The 19,885-nt window shown below is 43.3% G+C and carries 15 protein-coding genes; 10 read left to right on the top strand and 5 right to left on the bottom strand.

Features of this window, described 5'->3' with window-relative positions:
• Positions 1-401: 401 nt before the first annotated feature.
• Complete coding sequence (locus tag DMB45_RS11700) at positions 402-572, top strand: DUF362 domain-containing protein (protein ID WP_071595998.1); 171 nt, start codon at positions 402-404, stop codon at positions 570-572.
• 44 nt (positions 573-616) lie between these two features.
• On the opposite strand, the gene DMB45_RS11695 is transcribed toward DMB45_RS11700, so the two are convergent.
• Complete coding sequence (locus DMB45_RS11695; protein WP_041504247.1) at positions 617-1,159, bottom strand: 5-formyltetrahydrofolate cyclo-ligase; 543 nt, start codon at positions 1,157-1,159, stop codon at positions 617-619.
• A 208-nt stretch (positions 1,160-1,367) separates the two neighbouring features.
• Here DMB45_RS11695 and DMB45_RS11685 point away from each other — a divergent pair, with 208 nt between their 5' ends.
• Positions 1,368-2,951: an NAD+ synthase gene (locus DMB45_RS11685; RefSeq protein WP_041504246.1), complete on the top strand. Its 1,584-nt coding sequence runs from the start codon at positions 1,368-1,370 to the stop codon at positions 2,949-2,951.
• A gap of 16 nt (positions 2,952-2,967) precedes the next feature.
• Positions 2,968-3,687, top strand: a complete 720-nt coding sequence (locus DMB45_RS11680; RefSeq protein WP_052634804.1) for a Crp/Fnr family transcriptional regulator — start codon at positions 2,968-2,970, stop codon at positions 3,685-3,687.
• 120 nt (positions 3,688-3,807) lie between these two features.
• Here the strand turns inward: DMB45_RS11680 and DMB45_RS11675 are convergent, their stop codons facing one another.
• Together DMB45_RS11675 and prmC are read right to left on the bottom strand one after the other, a co-directional pair.
• A complete protein-coding gene (locus DMB45_RS11675) occupies positions 3,808-4,257 on the bottom strand; it encodes a regulatory protein RecX (protein ID WP_041504245.1) in 450 nt (149 codons plus the stop codon).
• A 42-nt stretch (positions 4,258-4,299) separates the two neighbouring features.
• Positions 4,300-5,151 carry a peptide chain release factor N(5)-glutamine methyltransferase gene (gene prmC / locus DMB45_RS11670; protein ID WP_041504449.1) on the bottom strand — a complete coding sequence of 284 codons (852 nt, stop codon included), beginning with the start codon at positions 5,149-5,151 and terminating at the stop codon, positions 4,300-4,302.
• Between the two features lie 109 nt (positions 5,152-5,260).
• Here prmC and cls point away from each other — a divergent pair, with 109 nt between their 5' ends.
• The 3 genes from cls (at position 5,261) to DMB45_RS11655 (ending at position 10,562) form a co-directional block, all read left to right on the top strand.
• Positions 5,261-6,715 (top strand): cardiolipin synthase, encoded by a 1,455-nt coding sequence (cls, locus tag DMB45_RS11665; RefSeq protein WP_041504244.1) that lies wholly within the window; start codon positions 5,261-5,263, stop codon positions 6,713-6,715.
• Between the two features lie 103 nt (positions 6,716-6,818).
• Entirely contained in the window at positions 6,819-9,266 is a 2,448-nt protein-coding gene (locus DMB45_RS11660; protein ID WP_041505087.1) for a bifunctional UDP-N-acetylmuramoyl-tripeptide:D-alanyl-D-alanine ligase/alanine racemase, read from the top strand.
• An 18-nt stretch (positions 9,267-9,284) separates the two neighbouring features.
• Positions 9,285-10,562: a M64 family metallopeptidase gene (locus DMB45_RS11655; RefSeq protein ID WP_041504242.1), complete on the top strand. Its 1,278-nt coding sequence runs from the start codon at positions 9,285-9,287 to the stop codon at positions 10,560-10,562.
• A 235-nt stretch (positions 10,563-10,797) separates the two neighbouring features.
• Here DMB45_RS11655 and DMB45_RS11650 read toward each other — a convergent pair whose 3' ends face one another.
• Positions 10,798-13,086: a sensor histidine kinase gene (locus tag DMB45_RS11650; RefSeq protein ID WP_237143307.1), complete on the bottom strand. Its 2,289-nt coding sequence runs from the start codon at positions 13,084-13,086 to the stop codon at positions 10,798-10,800.
• Positions 13,087-13,203: 117 nt separating this feature from the next.
• Between DMB45_RS11650 and DMB45_RS11645 the strand changes: the two genes are divergently transcribed.
• The 4 genes from DMB45_RS11645 to DMB45_RS11630 are packed head-to-tail and all read left to right on the top strand — an operon-like array spanning position 13,204 to position 18,203.
• Positions 13,204-14,634 carry a glycosyltransferase family 2 protein gene (locus DMB45_RS11645; RefSeq protein ID WP_041504241.1) on the top strand — a complete coding sequence of 477 codons (1,431 nt, stop codon included), beginning with the start codon at positions 13,204-13,206 and terminating at the stop codon, positions 14,632-14,634.
• The gene (locus DMB45_RS11640; protein WP_052634800.1) at positions 14,627-15,604 is read left to right on the top strand and encodes a DUF4922 domain-containing protein; all 978 of its coding nucleotides are present in this window, start codon (positions 14,627-14,629) and stop codon (positions 15,602-15,604) included. The genes DMB45_RS11645 and DMB45_RS11640 overlap by 8 nt, the downstream gene beginning before the upstream one ends.
• 3 nt (positions 15,605-15,607) lie before the next feature.
• Positions 15,608-16,933, top strand: a complete 1,326-nt coding sequence (locus DMB45_RS11635; protein ID WP_041504240.1) for a SpoIID/LytB domain-containing protein — start codon at positions 15,608-15,610, stop codon at positions 16,931-16,933.
• The gene (locus DMB45_RS11630) at positions 16,926-18,203 is read left to right on the top strand and encodes an MFS transporter (protein WP_041504239.1); all 1,278 of its coding nucleotides are present in this window, start codon (positions 16,926-16,928) and stop codon (positions 18,201-18,203) included. The genes DMB45_RS11635 and DMB45_RS11630 overlap by 8 nt, the downstream gene beginning before the upstream one ends.
• Positions 18,204-18,410: 207 nt before the next feature.
• On the opposite strand, the gene DMB45_RS11625 is transcribed toward DMB45_RS11630, so the two are convergent.
• A complete protein-coding gene (locus DMB45_RS11625) occupies positions 18,411-19,820 on the bottom strand; it encodes a NupC/NupG family nucleoside CNT transporter (RefSeq protein ID WP_082027515.1) in 1,410 nt (469 codons plus the stop codon).
• Positions 19,821-19,885: the final 65 nt, after the last annotated feature.

Here is a 19,885-nt window from a genome sequence, read left to right as displayed (position 1 = left end):
AAAATTTTGCCGCAAAGTTAAAGAAATAATGACAAAATACAAATCCTTTTTCCTTATACCGTGAAAATATATAACGCATAATCATAACTCGGATTGCCTGACCTCGTTCAAAACGCATTTTATCGTACCGAGTCTGTATCCGCCATCATCAGGCGAAAGAATATCCTGAAAGAGCCGAATAGCTGAATCGTTTATATTTATACTACCAATCAACACGTTATAAACTCATTACAACTTCATAAATCCGAGATCACGTGAATATAGAATCATTGTAAAAATCCCAAAATAAAGAATAGAACAAATCTAAATTCAATGATTTTGGTCTTTTTATAAGCAAAAAATTTTTTGTTTCAATTATAGATTCTAATTTTGCGGCATTATTAACAAAAAAATTTATAGAAATGGCTTACGTAATATCTGATGATTGTATTTCTTGTGGAGCATGTGAATCAGAGTGCCCTGTTGGAGCAATCTCTATGGGTGATGATCACTATCAAATCAATGCTGACGAGTGTATCTCTTGTGGAGCATGTGCAGGAGTATGCCCTGTTGGAGCTCCGAAAGAAGCTTAATCATCATAAAAAAGATTCAAAAACCGTCTTTAAGGACGGTTTTTTTATGCCTCATGGATTACTTTATCCATTCTCACGTCCAATTCGTCTACCGGAACACGCTTCAGAAATTGGAAATTGAAGCATACCCCTATTTTTTTAGCCACGTGCGTCTCCTTCAGTATTCGATCGTAATATCCGCGGCCGCGGCCCAACCGATTCCCTTGTGCATCAAAGGCTACCCCGGGCACAACGATCAGATCGATAGAAGAGTAATCCGTATATAACTCGCCTTGTGGCTCCAATATTCCGAAACTTTCTCCGGGAGCAAGAGAATCCACCCCTTTAAACATTCGTAACTCCAAAATATCCCCTTTCACGCAAGGCAACAAAATAACCTTCTTATCCGCCCATTTACAAACAAAATCGTGCGTATACACCTCATCATCCATAGACCAATACAGCAAGACGACCTCGGCTTGTTCAAACGAGGGGTCTTTCTCCAACTGATCCCAAATGGAACGGGACATCTTCTTCTTCTCATCCAACGCGTAACGGCTCTTTATCTCCTTGATCTGTTTCCGGATCTCTTTTTTTTCTATCATCATAAACTTATACAAATTTCTATCGTTATTTCAGCCCAAAATTCGTAAATTTGCCTCAGGAAAACAAAATTCATCCGTCATAAACAAAAAAAAATTACCTGTGACAGGTATAACGGAAAAGACAGCTAAAAATCTTAATCCTCGTAACGGAAAAGATTGATTTTATAAACTTAAAACAGATCGTGCTGCCCGGCAGTACAATGAAGGAATTATGAAAATAGCAATACCCCAGATCGATTACCACATCGGTGATATACAGAAAAATCAGGAGCTTATAATAAAGGCTATCAAAAAAGCGAAGTCGATGAAAGCAGATCTTGTCGTATTCCCGGAACACGCCGTATGCGGGGCTTATCCTCAGGATCTGTTCGAAAAAGAGTATTTTGTAAACGCTTGCCGGATCAGTATCGAGAAAATCGCCGAGGCCTGCGATTCCATAGCCGCTTTAGTAGGATGTCCCAATCTCGATATAGAAGACGGTATTCTGTACAACGCTATCTTTTTCATGTACAATAAGGAAGTTCGGGGAGGAGCCAACAAAACCATCCTTAGCGATTACGACGTATTCGACGAGAGTCGCTATTTCATTGCGGGGGAAGAAAATACAGCCATCCGTTATAAAGATCAGCATATCCGGGTCATTTTTGACGAATACGAAGCAGAAAGTATCCAAAAGACGGATTCGCTCATCATCCACGTGGGTGCGACACCTTTCACGACCGAAAGTTGCGCCTACCGGAAAGAGGTTTTTGCTTCCATGGCCAAAAAGCAAAAGGCCCCCGTCATCTCTTTAAACCACGTCGGTGCGAACACTTCCCTTATCTTTGACGGCAACACGTTGGTATTTAACGCACAGGGTATCCTAACACACCGATTAAACGCTTTCGAAGAGGATTTTCTGCTGGTCGATACTTTTCAACTGGCCAAGAGTAAGCCTCTCCAAGAGAAATTACCGGAAAAAATACAATTGATTCACGATGCTTTAATCTTAGGAATAAAAGATTATTTCAAAAAAAATAATTTCACCAAAGCCATCTTAGGTCTTTCCGGCGGTATCGATTCCGCTGTCGTCGCCGCCTTGGCCGCAGAAGCTATCGGGAGTGAAAATGTAAAGGGAATATTAATGCCTTCCCATTACTCCACGGATCATTCCGTGAAAGACGCCATCGACTTGGCGAAAAATTTGCATATACCTCACGAAATTTTACCCATAAAAGAGATATACGACTCCTTTTTAAACACTTTAGAGCCCGTGTTCCGGGATTTACCCTTCAACGTGGCGGAAGAAAACCTTCAGGCACGTGTCAGAGGCTCCCTGGTCATGGCCATGTCGAATAAATTCGGAAACATCTTATTGAACACATCCAACAAAAGCGAAGCGGCAGTAGGCTACGGAACTTTATACGGAGATCTATGCGGATCTTTATCCGTTCTGGGAGACGTATACAAGACGGAGGTATTCCAATTAGCCCGGTTCATCAATCGGGAACGGGAAATTATTCCGGAAAACACCCTACTAAAACCGCCTTCGGCAGAACTCCGCCCCGGGCAAAAAGACCAGGACTCTCTCCCCGACTATCCCGTATTGGATGCCGTATTAAAGTTATACATAGAAGAGAACCTGTCCGAACAGGAGATCATTGCTCAAGGATTTGCCCCGGAGATCGTAGAAAAAACAATCACGATGGTAAACCGGAACGATTACAAAAGGGCACAATGTCCCCCCATTTTAAAAGTCAGCAAAAAAGCTTTCGGAAACGGACGCCGTATGCCTCTCACTGCCAAACTAACGTAAATAACCGACCTAACCTATGAGAACAATCAAAGACAAGGAATTACACGAGAAATATTGCAATATTTGTATCGATAGCCCTAATTCTCTCTTTGCCGACTTGGATGAAAGCAGCAAGAGCATTATCCGGCAAACCAGTATCTGTAAAAGTTATAAAAAAGGAGATCTGATATACGAGGAAGGAAATAAGCCTTTCGGTCTGATTTGTTTGATCACCGGAAAAGCCAAAATCATCAAAAAAGGTGTATCGGGGAGGGATCAGATCGTACGTATGGCCAAGCCCGTCGGTTTCATCGGCTACCGCGCTTTTTTTGCCGAAGAAAACCATATAGCCTCCGCCGAGGCCATAGAAGATTCCATCGTGTGTATCATGAAAACCGAATTGATTTTCGGCATCGTCCGAAGTAACTCCGATGTAGCCATGAACGTGATCCGCGCTTTAGCCACCGACCTCGGTTTTTCCAACCGCCGGACCGTTACCCTGACGCAAAAACATATCCGGGGACGGTTGGCCGAATCCCTACTGGTATTGAAAGAGACTTACGGATGCGAAGATGACGGTCAAACGTTAAAAGTTTGCCTTTCCCGGGAAGATATCGCCAATCTCTCCAACATGACTACTTCCAACGCTATTCGCACATTATCGAATTTTGCCTCGGAAGGTATCGTGGAGCTGAACGGCAAACAAATAAAGATCACCGATATGGAAGCCTTGGAAAAAGTCAGTAATTTAGGATGAGTATTTTCACCTGAATTATACCGATGCACATAAGTTGAAATCACTCTTTCGACGGACAAACTTCGCTCATTCTATCCTCATCCATTTTTACGGCCGGGAAAATATGAAGTAAAATTTAAATCAAAGCTGTTTAATGCAACGGGAAACGACTTCGTAACAGAACCCCCGACCGAGGGCATAACGGAAAAGCTTGGCTTTACGTTTGCGGGGATCGTCCTCTTTCAAGCTTCGGGCCTTTTGTTTCAGCAAAGAGATACACGCTTCATCATAAGCCTCGTCGGGTAAACCGTTCAAAGCCCCGGCAACGATATGTTCCGCTATCTGCTTTTGCCGAAGCATACGTTCTATCTTCTGTTTTCCCCAACGGTTAAACCGAAACTTATCCATCGCGTAAGCCCGGGCATAACGTTCGTCATCTACAAAATGATTTTTTACCAAAAAAGCCATAACTTCCGCGATATCCGTTCCCGTCAACTCCCAACGTTGCAACTTCACGATAACATCGAAACTACAATACTCTTTCTTGCTGCATTGAGCTGCAATTATATGCAAAGCCTTTTTCACATCCATTGTCCTCGTTATAAACCGATTCTGTTATATTCTGAATTTAAGTTACCCTTTTTTAGCCCAAAGGATTCTATCTTTACCGTGTATATCCTGTTCTATCTTTATCCCCTCGTATGCCATTCCCGACAATAAATTTACCATTTCATTTCCCAATGCTTCATTTATCTCGAAAAAGAGAGCCCCTCCCGATTTCAAATGAGACATAGCAAAATCGGCAATCGTACGGTAAAACACCAAAGGATCTTCATCCGATACAAAAAGAGCCCGTTCCGGCTCATAATTCAATACGCGATTATGCATAAATTGCCGTTCCGAAAAACGGACATAGGGCGGATTGCTCACGATCACATCATAAACAGGCCATTTCTCTTCTCTCCAACGCAAAATATCCCGTACATAAAAATCCACTGTTACCCCGTTTATCCGAGCATTCTCTTTTGCCTGCCGGACAGCCTCCAAAGAGATATCGACACCTTCCGCTTCCAATCCCTCCATCTGCTTCGCCAAAGCGATCGCAATACACCCGCTTCCCGTCCCGATATCCAAAAGCCGGGCTGGCATACAAATCCCGGAATTGACCACCCGCATAACCACTTCCTCTGTTTCCGGACGGGGAATTAACGTATTTTCATTTAATTTAAAACACAACCCCATAAACTCTGTTTCACCCAAAATATATTGAATCGGTCGGTCCGTTTTCAGCTCTTCCAGTATTTGTAAAAATTTATTGATAAAGCTTTTATCTAATTGTTCGTGTTTTCTCAGATGGATTTCTATATTTGTATAATGCAAAGCATATTGAAAAATAAGAGAACAAAGAGAACGGATTTCCCTTTCGTCATAAGTATCTTTTAATACATGCAATGCGTACTGTTGTAAATCGAAGATCGTATTCATAAGACAAAGATAACAAAATTGAACGGGAGAAAATTTGAAAATCATAAAATATACAGAAAGAGAAAGTGATTCGTAAAACAAAAAAATAGAAAAGACAAGGAGTAGCAGCATGGCGTGGACGACGATCGTATTTTATATTATCATTACTTTATATGTCATTACCGTTATTGGCGTAATGTATACCATCATTATGGAAAACAGGAGTCCCGTCAGGACTTTGGCATGGATGCTCGTCCTCAGTCTGATTCCGGGTATCGGACTGCTGTTCTACATCTATTTCGGTATGAATTACCGTAGGATTAAAATGTTCTCCATGAAAGGGCTGGGAGACTTCAAGTGGCTCCAATACATGAGTGAAGATCAAAAACAACGTATAAAAAAGACCGAACTGTTGAAAAGGGAAGACATGGAAACCGTAAAACGGCTCATGACACTTTTGCTGAACAACAGCAAGGCTTTGCTTTCTCGTAATAATACGGTAGATATATTAAATAACGGGGAAGAAACCTTTAAAGCCATCTTCTTGGCTATTTCCAAAGCCAAAAAATACATCCATTTGGAGTACTATATCATTGAAAAAGGAGAATTAGGCGAACGGCTAAAAAACATTTTGATCAAAAAAGCGACGGAAGGAGTGGAAGTGAGAGTCATATACGATGACGTCGGTTCCTGGAAACTGCCTAAAAGTTACATCCGTGAAATGCAGGCCGCCGGCATTCAGATCTACCCTTTCCTCCCTGTAAGGTTTCCCCTGTTTACGAATAAGGTAAACTATCGAAACCATAGAAAGATTGTTGTCGTGGACGGGGAGGTCGGCTTTTTAGGAGGGCTTAATTTTGCCGACCGGTATTTACACGGTCTGCCCGGCATCGGAATATGGCGCGACACGCACCTGAAGGTCCGAGGTGAAGCCGTGACTTCACTCCAGGTCGTATTTCTTATTGACTGGTATTTTGTCCGGCAAGAACTTCTACTCAACAAAGAGGCCTATCTTCCTAACAAAGGAGCAGAAGGAAGTGTCATCATGCAAGCGGTCTCCTCCGGCCCCGATAGTGACTGGACGTCTATTCAACAAGCCTATTTCACGTTGATAAATATGGCGAAGAAATACGTGTTTATCTCTACGCCTTACTTCATGCCGGGAGAAACGACCATCAATTCATTAAAAACAGCAGCGATGAGCGGTGTGGACGTACGTATCATGATTCCTTATAAATCAGACTCCCTGCTTACCTATTGGTGTACCCGTTCATACGTCGAAGAGTTATTAGAGGCAGGCGTACGGGTATTCAGGTATCGCAAAGGATTCAATCACAGCAAATTAATTATCATAGACGGACTCGTTTCGAGTGTAGGAACCGCCAACATGGATATTCGCAGCTTTGAGCAGAATTTCGAATTGAACATGATCATCTACGACCGGAACGTTAGCCGCAAGCTGGCTACGGATTTTATAAACGACTTGAAAGGTAGCGGCGAGATCAGCATACAACAATGGAAATTCAGACCCAAGAAAGACAAGATAAAAGAGTCTCTTGCCCGTCTGTTTGCCCCCCTCCTATGACAAGCGAAAAGGATAACGGCATATAATTATTTATAACGTTCCCGACGGAAAGATATCCGATTAATTTATACTTTTGCGAATTAAAGATATTAATTATAGCCGTATGATGTACTCAATCGAAGAAATCGCCCGTGTCATCCGCGGAGACCTGAAAAAAGGATGTCCCGTAACAATAAGTGAATACGGTATCGACAGTCGTTCTGTCATTTATGCCGACCAAACCCTTTTTTTCGCTCTAAAAGGACAAAATCACGATGCGCATGATTATATTCTTTCTTTGTATGAAAACGGGGTACGGGCTTTCGTTATCCATGAGTACAGGTCCGAATTCGACCGATTGACCGAAGCCAATTTTATACGGGTAGACGATGTGTTATCCGCATTGCAACAATTAGCCGCCCACTACCGTCAACAATCGAAAGCCGAAATAATCGGAATTACGGGTAGTAATGGCAAAACCATTGTAAAAGAATGGCTTTCTCAACTTTTAATGGAAAATTACCGGGTTTATCGCAGCCCTCGAAGCTATAATTCACAAGTGGGCGTACCGCTCTCTTTGTTAGGTATAGAAGAGGAGACCGAGATCGCTGTGATCGAAGCAGGAATTTCTCAAAAAGGAGAGATGCAACGCTTGGAACAGATGATCCGCCCGGATATAGGCCTATTTACTCATATCGGGGAGGCCCATGATGAAAATTTCACCTCGACAGAGGAAAAACTAACCGAAAAAGCCAAGTTATTTACCTCCTGCAAAACTCTCGTCGGGCAAGCCGGAGAAGTACTGAAATTCATAAAAAAACAACTCCCGGACCGAGTACGGCTCTTTCTTTGGGGGGATAGCCCGGAAGCAATCGTAAAAACCGAAACATTGGATATCGACGCAAAGAGTCGTCAAGTAAGAATCACACACGGGAACATCTCGTTCTTACTCACGATACCGTTTCCGGACGCCGCTTCTTTCGAAAATACGATGAATGCCGTTTGCGTACTATTACTCAAAGGCATACAACCAAGCTCCATCACCCGGCTCGTAAAACATCTCTCCTCTATAGCCATGCGTATGGAGATAAAGGAGGGTATCAACAACTGCATCCTGATCAACGATTACTACAATTCCGATCCCGCCTCCTTTCAATTGGCTCTGAATAGTCTATCCATACAGGATCCCCACAAAGAGAGGGTGGTCATCCTATCCGACTTTATGGATATAAGCGAAGACAAACAGACGCTGTACAAGAGTATTGCCATGCTGTTACAGCAAGCAAAAATATCCTGTTTCATCGGCATCGGGAAAGAATTAAGAGAGTATCAGCACTACTTTACCGTCGACAACTCCCGATTTTATGAAAATACCGAGCAATTTTTAAAACAGGAGAACCGGAATAATTTTAAAAATCAAGTCATATTGATCAAAGGAGCCCGGCGCTTCCAATTCGAATTCATTGCCGGTTTCCTGCAAAAACAGTCGCACGGCACCATCCTGGAAGTCGACTTGGATGCGATGGTCCATAACCTGAACTATTTCCGCTCTCTCACGTCTGCCAAATTAGCGGTTATGGTAAAAGCGTTCTCATACGGCAGCGGGTCCAAAGAGATCGCTTCACTCCTTCAATATCACCGGGTAGATTACCTTATGGTTGCTTTCGCGGATGAAGGAATAGAATTACGGGCCGCGGGTATCACTCTCCCTATTGCCGTAATGAATCCGGAACGGGAAGCATTCGACAATATGATCACGTTCGGATTAGAACCGGAGATTTACGCTCTCGATATTTTGGAAGATTTTGAAAAAGCCCTGGGTAAACACGGAATAAAACATTTTCCGGTACACGTAAAACTCAACACGGGAATGAACCGTTCCGGATTTGACGAAAAAGATCTGCCGGAATTACTCCGTTTTTTCAACCGCCCCCGGACCGTATATATCCGTTCTCTATTCTCCCATTTAGCCGGAAGCGACGAAAGCATACACGATGAGTTTACCTTAAACCAAATTCATCTCTTCGAAAATATGACAACCACAATCCAGGCGCATTTCAATTATAAAATCTGGCGACATATTTTAAATTCTGCCGGCATCGAGCGTTTCCCGCAATATCATTTCGACATGGTCAGATTGGGAATAGGCTTACACGGAATCAGCTCCGATCATGCCCTCCTCAGGCCTGTCAGTACATTTAAAACGCATATCTCTTCCATTCGGGAAGTTCCAACGGGTCAATCGATCGGCTACGGACGTAAAAGCTATACCGACCGTCCTTCGCGAATTGCCGTTATCCCGGTGGGATATGCAGACGGACTGAATCGTCATCTGAGCAATCGGGTCGGCGAAGTATACGTGAAAGGGAAAAAAGCTCCGATCATCGGAAATATCTGCATGGATACATGCATGATAGATATTACCGATACGGACGCTCTCGTGGGCGAGGAAGTGGAAATATTCGGGAAACATATTCCCGTAACGGAAATAGCCGACAAACTCGGTACCATACCGTACGAGATTTTGACGGGAGTATCTTCTCGGGTGAAACGAGTATATTACAAAGAGTAAAACAATAATTTTTAATTTATGAAAAACAGAATGCGACTATTATTTCTATCTATCCTCCTGTTTTCGGCAGGAAATAGTTTTGCACAATTCGACACCTATTTCTATAACAAAACCCTCCGGCTGGATTACTCCCATTGCGGAGACAACAAACAGGATGAAATCTTCTTCGAGGGATTACGGGAAGAGCCCTATTGGGGCGGTTCCAAAACCAATTTAATCGATACTACCTTATACGGTAATTATTACCTGAACGTCTATGACCTTAAAACCAATAAATTAATCTACTCCAGGGGGTATTGCAGTCTTTTCGGAGAATGGAGAATGACAGACGAAGCCCTGACAACTCGCCGTAGTTGCCCGGAAGCCGTAACCATGCCCTTTCCGAAAGAGAATGTACGTATTGAGATTACAGCCCGGAATAAAAAAGGCGTTTTCGTGAAAAAATTCGAATACACGGTAGACGTGAACAGTTATTTCATTAGCAAAGACCGTCGCTTGGAATATCCCACTTATGACGTAATGTACACGGGTAACTCTGCCAAACGGGTGGATATCGTTTTGCTCCCGGAAGGTTATTCGGCAGACGAAATGGAGCAATTCAAAGCCGATTGTCACCAATTCGTAGAAGGGCTTTTCAGCTTTTCGCCTTACAAAGAGAATAAAAATAAATTCAACGTACGCGCCGTTCTGGCTCCCTCGAAGGAATCCGGAGTTGATATTCCGGGTGAGTACATATGGAAAAATACGATTCTGAACTCCTCTTTCTACACCTTCGATTCGGAACGTTATATCATGACCTACGATTTTAAAAGTGTAAAAGATTTAGCCGCAAACGTTCCGTACGACTACATTTACATCATCGTGAACACGCAAAAATACGGAGGAGGAGCCATCTATAACCATTACGGCGTGAGCATATCCGGTAATTTACACTCGGCCAAAGTATACGTACACGAATTCGGGCATCTTTTTGCCGGATTAGGAGACGAATACGTGGGCGGTGCCGAATACAACGATCTTTATCCTCCCAAAATAGAACCTTGGGAACCGAATTTGACGACGCTGACCGATTTCGGGAAAAAATGGAAAAACTTAATGGATAAAAATACCCCCATCCCCACACCCGTCGACCCTGAAAATCCGACCCGATTAGGGGTCTACGAGGGAGGCGGTTACGTTTCCAAAGGCGTTTACAGACCTTGGCCCGATTGCCTGATGAACTCTCTCAAGGGTGAAGCTTTCTGTCCAGCGTGTACAAGAGCCATCCAACAACAAATACGATTTTATTCCGAATGATACCGTCTAAAAGTCCGGACATAAAATCCGGACTTTTGTGATATAATGACAGGGAATTAAAGGATTTAGGGATTGAGAGATTGAGGGGTTAAAGGATTAGGTGATTGAGAGATTAGGTGATTGAGAGATTAGGTGATTGACGAATTCAGGATTAAAAGCGAATCACTAAATCGCAGAATTATTCCATTACAATGACATGATTTAAAATTGAATAACTGAATTTTCCAGGAGCCCTTTATTCGCTTTCATTAACCGGCTGAATGTGTAACGGATGCCAGAATACGAAACGGGCTCCCTCCCTGTAATCTTTATCGACCCAGATATCTCCTCCCATCATGGTAATCGTTATCTTGGATATAGCCAATCCCAAGCCTGTTCCTTGAGCATATTCATTCAATTTCTCAAAACGTTCGAACACCTTCTTTTGTTTATCCTCCGGAATTCCGCAACCCGTATCCGATACGGAAAAATAAATTCTGCCTTCCGCCGTTTCGATTCTGATTTCCAACGTAATGCTCCCCTCTTTGGTAAACTTATTGGCATTCGACATGAGATTGATCAATATTTGTTGCAAACGCTGGACATCCGTCATCAATTCGAAACTCTCCACGGGAGATTTAAAGACATACTCCACTCGAGGAGGCTTAGCATGCCCCGTAGTCGCCATTACACTACGACACAAGCCGATCACCTCACAATACTCGTAACTAAATTTCAATCGTCCTGTCTCCAAACGGGAAATATCCAAAATATCATTGATCAGGCGCAACAATAAATCCGAATTCTTTTGTATGATAGAAACATACTCTTTACGGACTTCCGCATCGTATTCGTCAGCCGTCAACACTTCGGAGAAACCGACAATAGCGTTTAACGGAGTACGGATCTCATGACTCATATTGGCCAAAAAAGCCGATTTCAAACGATCCGATTCTTCGGCTTTTTCCTTGGCCAAACGCAACTCCATCTCCACCTGCTTTTGTTTGGTCACGTCTTCGAGTCGGACAACCACGCCTAACAAGTTTTGTTCCGCATCAAAAACCGGATTAGCATACATATAGACATACGTATTGGAGGGATATTTGGCAATCACCTCGGTAGCCCTTCTCTCCTTCATAGCGGTCACAACCGGACAATAAGTACAAGGCTCATCCAACCCTCTCAATACTTCGTAACAAACTTTTCCCGTGGAAGACTGAATATTACACTCCGGAGTCTCAAAATCTACTCCGTTGTGCCACTTCACGGTAAAATCAGGATTGATAAACTTAATTCCCGCGTTGACATTATTCAATATAAGGATATTATCCTTCTGGGCATCCTCTAACGCATCCTTCAATCGTTTGGTCCGAATATAAAAATAGAGAGAAATTAAAAAACCAAGCAATAAAATAATGAAGGTAACAGCGAAGCCGACTATCTGATACCTGTATTCTTCAAAGAAAGATATTTTCTTATTAAATAATCGAGCATGGTCAACCTGAGATTTATTCAAGAAATCATATTCCTGCAACTTCCTGTAATCGAAAACATACTGATTCGGAATAAACTGCATCTTCAGTGTCGTATCCCGTTTTTGACGTTCCCATGCCAAAGCCTGTTGAGCCAAATCTTTTCCGACCGTCCGGTACTCGGGCACGCACCCCCCCACGGCCCAATGGCCAATAGCGATAGAAGTAACGGAAAAAGCCGGAATCTTGGGATTAGCCATCATCATGGAATAGGTCGCATTCCTCATAAAATAGCCGTCATTCATGTCCACACGCCACGTTCCTAAAAGAATCACCGTATTTTCAGGCAGATTCTCAATTTTCTCATTCATGAGATAAACCGTATTCTCGCGGCCATCCAATAGAATCAGATCCAATTCGGGAAACTTTTGCATTTCCTCCCTCACGTACGCCTGCAAGGAAACTCCCCCGTAACTATTATCCGAAATAAAAGCGATATGTTTTGTCTCCGGAAAAAAATCCCGTATTAACCTTATATTCCCGACAATATCATAATCGTATACAAAACCGCTCATTTGTACACTTGTGTCCACATCTGCAAGCACATCTATACTCTCCGGTTTCCACGTACTTAAATCGACGACATTGGAATCCGGCAAGAAAATAGCATTCCGGCTGACCATACCACATACCAATGGGATATCTTTTGTAAGCTCGCTATCTAAAGAGAGATAAGAGGACCAAGCCTCCTGTCCTAAAATCACGATCAAAGAGGGACGATTTATTCCCGTATATTTCAAAAGAATTTCTTTCATGCGCGACTTCCAGGCAAGCACTTCCGAAAAACTTTTACAGTTCATGTTTTCTATGCTTACCTGAAACTTTCCGCCTTTAGTCGTGTATTCATCCAAAAATTCGGAAATATTGTTCGAGGTTTGCTGTGTCTCCGGATTGTAGGAACTGATAATCAATATCGGATGAGAAGAATCCTTCTCGCCCATAACCATCATGGGCAAGACAGATAACCCTATTATTAGTAAAATTTTTAACCTCAATCCTATTAATCGCCACATGCCGAATAGTGATAACATTCCAGCAAAGATAAATAATTCCGGAGAAAAACTAATAAAAAGAAATAAATTCATGCTAAAAAGAATATATCTTTGAGCAACATCTAAAATCATTTTTTCATGAATCGTATACTTACTTGCTTTCTGGTAGACAAGAGTGATAATATATTCTTACAAAACAAATTAGAATTTCAGTCCCAATTAGAAACTGAAAATATAATTCCATTACGGGAACCTATTCATCAAACGAATACCCTCAAAGAATTGGCTAAACAAATAAGAACTCCATTTTGCCTGTTTTATCTCAAGAATGCCCCTGTAAAGCTTGCTCCCTACGCCTTGGAACGTATGGTACAAGTAGCGGAAACGACAGGAGCGACAATGGTCTATTCCGATCATTATTCCCTAAAAAAAGGAGTATCTTTACCTCATCCTACCATAGAGTATCAAATCGGCAGTCTACGGAACGATTTTGATTTCGGTTCGTTAATCTTATTTAACACCGTAAAATTCAAACAAGCGGTCGAAAAGATTCGCACAACGTACCGGTACGCAGCCTTATATGATCTACGGCTACGTCTATCGCGGGAGGGAATGATTATCAGGATTCCTGAATTTTTATACACGGATACGGAAGAGGATCTCAGGTTATCCGGAGAAAAACAATTCGACTACGTGAATCCCCAAAACCGGGAAGTTCAAATCGAAATGGAACAGGCTTGTACGACACATCTAAAAGCGATAAATGCCTGGTTACCTCCCGAATTCGAGACGGTCGATTTGAATGAACAAAAATTCACGACCGAAGCATCCGTTATCATTCCTGTCCGAAACAGGGAAAAAACGATAGCGGACGCTATTCGTTCCGCCCTAAACCAAAAAACGACATTCGATTTCAATGTAATCGTCATTGATAACCATTCTACCGATTCAACGACAGAAATTATCCGCGATCTATCCCGCGGAGACAAACGAATCGTTCATTTGATTCCCGATCAACCACAAACAGGAATAGGCGGATGCTGGACCCACGCCATCATGCAAAACTGTTGCGGGAAATTTGCCGTTCAACTGGATAGCGACGATCTATATATCGACGATCAGGTCCTGCAACTCCTGATCGATACTTTTTACAAGCATCAATGTGCCATGCTCGTGGGAAGTTATCGGATGGTAGATTTTAATTTAAAGGAGATTCCGCCCGGAATAATCGACCATAAAGAGTGGAGCATGGAAAACGGACACAACAATGCATTAAGAATAAACGGATTAGGTGCACCGAGAGCCTTCTATACCCCTATCCTGAGGAAAATTAAAATTCCGAATGTCAGCTACGGCGAAGACTACGCCGTAGCCCTTGCTATCTGCCGCCGGTACCGTATCGGACGAATATATACTCCTGTATACCTATGCCGCCGTTGGGAAGGCAATTCGGACGCGGATTTAACGATAACGAAGGTAAACGAGCACAATACCTACAAAGACAAAATAAGAACCATCGAGTTATGGGGTCGAATCAGATATAATCTAAAAAGAAAGGAAAATGATTGACTTGGAATCTTTTTTTAAGCACCAGCTCTCCCACTGGGAAATGGCAAATAACAATTACAATCGGTTGAACGAAGTACTTTACCGCACGATAGAGTTCGACGATTTTTCAATAAAAATACAATGCAATCCCGACCGGATCGTATCGGCGACAGCACGCATCGATAGGCTATCGCTTCAATCCAGACCTTGTTTTTTGTGTAAAGAACATCTGCCTGCCTCGCAGGACAGCGTGAGCTACAACGAAAATTTCGACATACGGATCAACCCCTTTCCCATTTTCACCCCGCACTTTACCGTACCGGCCAAAAGACATATCCCGCAAGTACTGGAGAATTATTTCAGAGATATGCTCTCCATGGCCAAAGATTTTCCGGATTACACGGTTTTCTATAACGGCCCCCGAAGCGGAGCTTCCGCACCGGATCATTTGCATTTCCAACTGGTCCCTAGACATTCGATGCCCTTGGAAAACGACGTGATTAATTGTTCCAAAGAGACCATACTCCCGGCTTTCCTAACCTGTCAGGAGAAGATAAGTTCCATCGCTTCGCCTGTCACTTTCAAAATCGAAAGTATCACGCGTTACATCCGAAAGAATCTGATTCTACGGACGGCAGATGAGAAAATAATGCAGACAGCCTTCCAATATCTCCTGACAGAAATAGGCAAGGTAACCCCGAACGATCCCGAACCGATGCTTAACCTGTTTGTCTGGTACGAAAACGGAGAGTGGTACGTCGTCCTGTTTCCCCGGCAAAAACATCGCCCGCGGCAATTTTTCGCGGAAGGGAAAGAACATATTCTTTTTAGTCCCGGATGTGTCGATTTCGCCGGAGTGGTGATCTCCCCCCGGAAAGAAGATTTCGAACGGTTCGACGCTCCTTTGCTGTCGGATCTTTTCGGACAATTAACCTTGGACGATAACCAATGGAACAATTTAATCCGGTATATCGAACACCCTAACTTATAAACTATGAGACCACATATTGAAATCGGAATACTCTTTTCCCCCTCAATCCGTTTCCATTTACACGGAGAATTCATAGAAAAAAACTCCGGAAAAACATACCGGGGAGAATACACCGTATGCAAACGACAAGAAAAAATCATATTCCGACAAGAAAAAAAAGAGGAAGTCATTCTTTCCGGTTTCACCCTCATTCCCGCAGATTATACCTCTTCCCACTTCGAATTGCCGGATGTAATTATCGGCATTCACTTCCACTGGGAACGTAAGGAAAATCAAAAATTTAAGGGCTCTCTTAAAATCATCGACGAAAAAAAACATCTTACGGCAATCAACATCTTACCTTTGGAAGATTATTTGGTCAGCGTCATCTCATCGGAAATGAGCGCCACGTCCTCACTCGAATTGCTAAAAGCACATGCCGTTATCTCCCGGAGCTGGTTGTTGGCCCAAAAAGCCAAATCTTTCCGAAGGACGGCAAATCCTTCCCGCGTACAGACGGAAACGGAATACATCCGCTGGTACGATCGGGAAGACCACCTGCATTTCGATGTATGCGCCGATGATCATTGTCAGCGTTATCAAGGAATCAGCAAAGCTTACACACCTATTGTTTCTCAGGCCGTAGAGGCCACGCAAGGAGAAATTCTGACTTACGAGGGAGAAGTTTGCGACACCCGATTTTCCAAATGTTGCGGCGGAGTATCCGAACTTTTTGAAAACACCTGGGAGCCCGTTAATCACGCGTACCTGACTAAGGTCATAGACACTCCCGTACAAACTTCGACACCCGATTTACGTCAGGAAGAAGAAGCGAGAAAATGGATATTGTCTTCTCCCGACGTTTTTTGCAACACGAGAGACAAAGCCATACTGTCCAACGTTTTAAACGATTACGATCAAGAGACCCGGAACTTCTTCCGATGGGAAGTCTATTACGAAACGACCGAACTTTCAGAATTGGTAAAATCAAAGCTCGGGATCGACTTCGGAAGAATCGTGGAGATACAGCCTATCGAAAGAGGCGTTTCCGGCAGACTCGTGAAGGTCAAGATCGTGGGAACATTGAAAAGTATGATCATTGGGAAAGAATTGGTTATCCGTAAAGCATTTTCCGCCAGCCATCTCTATAGTTCGGCCTTTGTTGTCGATTCCCGGAAAGATTCCCGGAACAATACGATCGGATTTACCTTCAAAGGAGCCGGCTGGGGGCACGGTGTCGGACTTTGCCAAATCGGTGCTGCCGTCATGAGCGAAAAGGGATACAACTACCGGGAAATTTTAGCACACTACTTTCCGGGAACCGACCTCGAAAAAATAGACCATGAATAAACAAACCCACCCTACACGGAAGTCTTCCTGGTCGTGGATACCCACGCTCTATTTTGCCCAGGGCCTTCCCTACGTAATTGTCATGACCTTAGCCGTTATCATGTATAAACGTCTCGGAATAGACAATACGGACATAGCTCTTTATACCAGTTGGTTTTATCTTCCCTGGGTGATTAAACCCCTGTGGAGTCCGCTGGTCGATATCATGAAAACCAAACGATGGTGGGTCGTTTCCATGCAATTAACGATCGGCGGCAGCTTAGCCTGCATTGCCCTGACCCTTCCCGGACCTAACGCCTTTCGCTACTCCCTTGCTTTTATGTGGTTATTGGCATTCAGCTCCGCCACACACGACATTGCCGCCGACGGGTTCTACATGTTAGGACTAAATACCCGACAACAGGCTTTTTTCGTAGGTATACGCAACACGTTCTACCGCCTGGCCATGCTCACCGGGCAAGGCCTTATCGTCATGTTCGCCGGATGGCTCGAAAAAACCTATTCGATTCAACTTCCGGAGGAGATCGCCGTATCGAAGGCTTGGTCGATTACTTTTTATCTACTTACCGGCATATTTCTTATCCTCTTTCTTTATCATCAATTCGTGTTGCCCAAACCCCAAGAGGATACTGCGGTTAAAAACGATGATTATCTGAAAGCCTTTTTCGACACATTTCTATCCTTTTTCCGGAAACCGGGTATCGTCACGGCCCTGCTGTTCATGCTCCTGTTTCGTTTAGCCGAATCCCAATTAGTGAAAATCGCCTCTCCTTTCTTATTAGACAAACCGGAAACAGGCGGATTAGGGATGAGTACATTGCAAGTAGGCACCCTATACGGCGTAGTCGGCCTGATAGCCCTTATAGCTGGAGGAATATCCGGAGGAGTCGTGATAGCACGCGACGGCCTCAAACATTGGATCATGTGGATGACGGCAGCCATGAATCTACCCAATTTAGTTTATCTCTATTTAGCTTATGCCCGCCCCGATAACGTATACCTTATATCTTCCTGTATCGCTATCGAACAACTCGGTTACGGTTTCGGGTTTACGGCTTTGACCTTTTTTATGATACTATTCAGTAAAGGAAAGGAACAAACGGCCCATTATGCCATTTGTACGGGTTTTATGGCCTTAGGCATGATGCTTCCCGGCATGATCTCCGGGTGGATTCAAAAAGAGGTAGGGTATCAGCATTTCTTTATCTGGATCATGCTCTGTACCATCCCCAGCTTCCTGGCCGCCCGGAAAATACATAAAAACTTATAATGGCAAATAGATTTTTGATCAACGATCGAACCCTATAAAATTCAGTGATTCAGTGATTCGGTGATTAAATGATTCGATTTTAATCCTGCAATGGTCAATCTTTCTAATCCCCAATCACCTAATCTCTCAATCACCTAATCTCTCAATCACCCAATCTCTCAATCACCCAATCTCTCAATCACAGAATCTCTCAATCACAGAATCCTCCTATCCTATAATCATACCGATAATCGTGGCCGACATCAAAGAAGCCAGGGTTCCCGCCAATAGAGCCCTTAAACCGAATTTAGCCAAAAGCGGCTTATTTTTGGGAGTTAATCCTCCGATTCCTCCGATTTGAATCCCGATAGAGGCAAAATTGGCAAACCCGCACAAAAAGTAAGTACACATGATTACGGACTTCATCTCGGCAAAAGCCCCTGCCGTCTTCAAACTCGCCAGATCCACATAAGCAATGAATTCGGTCATAATCACTTTTTGTCCCAACAAACTACCCGCGTGTACGATATCCGCGGGACATATACCGATCAACCACATCAATGGTGCAAACAAATACCCCAAGATCAATTGCAAGGACAATTCATGTTGCTTCCCATCCGTCAGCTCGGCAATCCAATCGTTCAATCCCACGATATGTCCAAATTTGGCAAACAAATAATTGGCAAAGGCGATGAAAGCAACAAACACAAGCAACATACCGGCAACATTCACGGCTAATTTCACTCCTTCGGAAGCACCATTGGAGATCGCATCCAAAACATTCTTGCCTACTTTATTCTTAGGTACCTCGATCGTATTTTGAATTTTCTGCGTCTGAGGAATCAATATCTTAGCGACAACGACAGCTCCCGGCGCAGCCATCACGGAAGCCGCCAACAAATGCTTGGCGAACAACAATCGCTGTACCGGATCCTCCCCACCCAAAAAACTGATATAAGCAGCAAGCACGCCGCCGGCAATCGTTGCCATCCCACCCGTCATCACCAAAAATATTTCTGAAGGAGACATATCATCCAAATAAGCCTTAACCATTAAAGGAGCTTCCGTTTGTCCTAAAAAAATATTTCCCGTAACAGACAAAGACTCCGGTCCGGTCAAGTTCATCAATTTAGTCATTGCCCAAGCCATTCCGTATACTACTTTCTGTATGATCCCGAGATAAAACAACAACGAAGTCAAAGCTGAAAAGAAAATGATCGTCGGCAGCACCTGAAAAGCAAAAATATACCCGCTCTTGGTCGTATCCATCAATCCTCCTAACAAAAACTCACTTCCGGCACGCGTAAAATCCAATATGGTAACGAATATTTTTCCCACGAAATCAAATACGGCCTGAACCGGAGGGAGATATAAAATACCTATGGCCAAAATCAACTGTATTGCCAAACCAATCGCCACAACTCTCCAGGAAACCCCTTTACGATCGCTACTGAACAACCAGGCGATCCCGAGTATACTCACCATACCTATAACTCCCCTCAAAATAGACATAAACGAAATATGACTTTCAATATTCACCGCACTATGTATTCCTCCTCCGGCCTGAGCGAAAAGATTCCCTGCCGTCAACATAAACAATCCCATCGTCAGTACCGTTATTTTTCCAATCTTACCCATATCTGTTATTATTGATGTTCATTATATTATAAAACGCACCTGCTTCATTAGCAGTAATCAGGGCG

Source organism: Sanguibacteroides justesenii (assembly GCF_003204205.1).
GTDB lineage: Bacteria > Bacteroidota > Bacteroidia > Bacteroidales > Marinifilaceae > Gabonibacter > Gabonibacter massiliensis.
This window is presented reverse-complemented; position numbering and strand designations above follow the sequence as displayed.

Bases quoted from the DNA above. Each gene is read 5' to 3' on its own strand.
- DMB45_RS11700 (WP_071595998.1), top strand. From the start codon at position 402: ATGGCTTACGTAATATCTGATGATTGTATTTCTTGTGGAGCATGTGAA.
- DMB45_RS11695 (WP_041504247.1), bottom strand. From the start codon at position 1,159: ATGATGATAGAAAAAAAAGAGATCCGGAAACAGATCAAGGAGATAAAG.
- DMB45_RS11650 (WP_237143307.1), bottom strand. From the start codon at position 13,086: ATGTGGCGATTAATAGGATTGAGGTTAAAAATTTTACTAATAATAGGG.
- DMB45_RS11635 (WP_041504240.1), top strand. From the start codon at position 15,608: ATGAGACCACATATTGAAATCGGAATACTCTTTTCCCCCTCAATCCGT.
- prmC (WP_041504449.1), bottom strand. From the start codon at position 5,151: ATGAATACGATCTTCGATTTACAACAGTACGCATTGCATGTATTAAAA.
- DMB45_RS11660 (WP_041505087.1), top strand. From the start codon at position 6,819: ATGATGTACTCAATCGAAGAAATCGCCCGTGTCATCCGCGGAGACCTG.
- DMB45_RS11625 (WP_082027515.1), bottom strand. From the start codon at position 19,820: ATGGGTAAGATTGGAAAAATAACGGTACTGACGATGGGATTGTTTATG.
- DMB45_RS11655 (WP_041504242.1), top strand. From the start codon at position 9,285: ATGAAAAACAGAATGCGACTATTATTTCTATCTATCCTCCTGTTTTCG.
- DMB45_RS11645 (WP_041504241.1), top strand. From the start codon at position 13,204: ATGAATCGTATACTTACTTGCTTTCTGGTAGACAAGAGTGATAATATA.
- DMB45_RS11640 (WP_052634800.1), top strand. From the start codon at position 14,627: ATGATTGACTTGGAATCTTTTTTTAAGCACCAGCTCTCCCACTGGGAA.
- cls (WP_041504244.1), top strand. From the start codon at position 5,261: ATGGCGTGGACGACGATCGTATTTTATATTATCATTACTTTATATGTC.
- DMB45_RS11680 (WP_052634804.1), top strand. From the start codon at position 2,968: ATGAGAACAATCAAAGACAAGGAATTACACGAGAAATATTGCAATATT.
- DMB45_RS11630 (WP_041504239.1), top strand. From the start codon at position 16,926: ATGAATAAACAAACCCACCCTACACGGAAGTCTTCCTGGTCGTGGATA.
- DMB45_RS11685 (WP_041504246.1), top strand. From the start codon at position 1,368: ATGAAAATAGCAATACCCCAGATCGATTACCACATCGGTGATATACAG.
- DMB45_RS11675 (WP_041504245.1), bottom strand. From the start codon at position 4,257: ATGGATGTGAAAAAGGCTTTGCATATAATTGCAGCTCAATGCAGCAAG.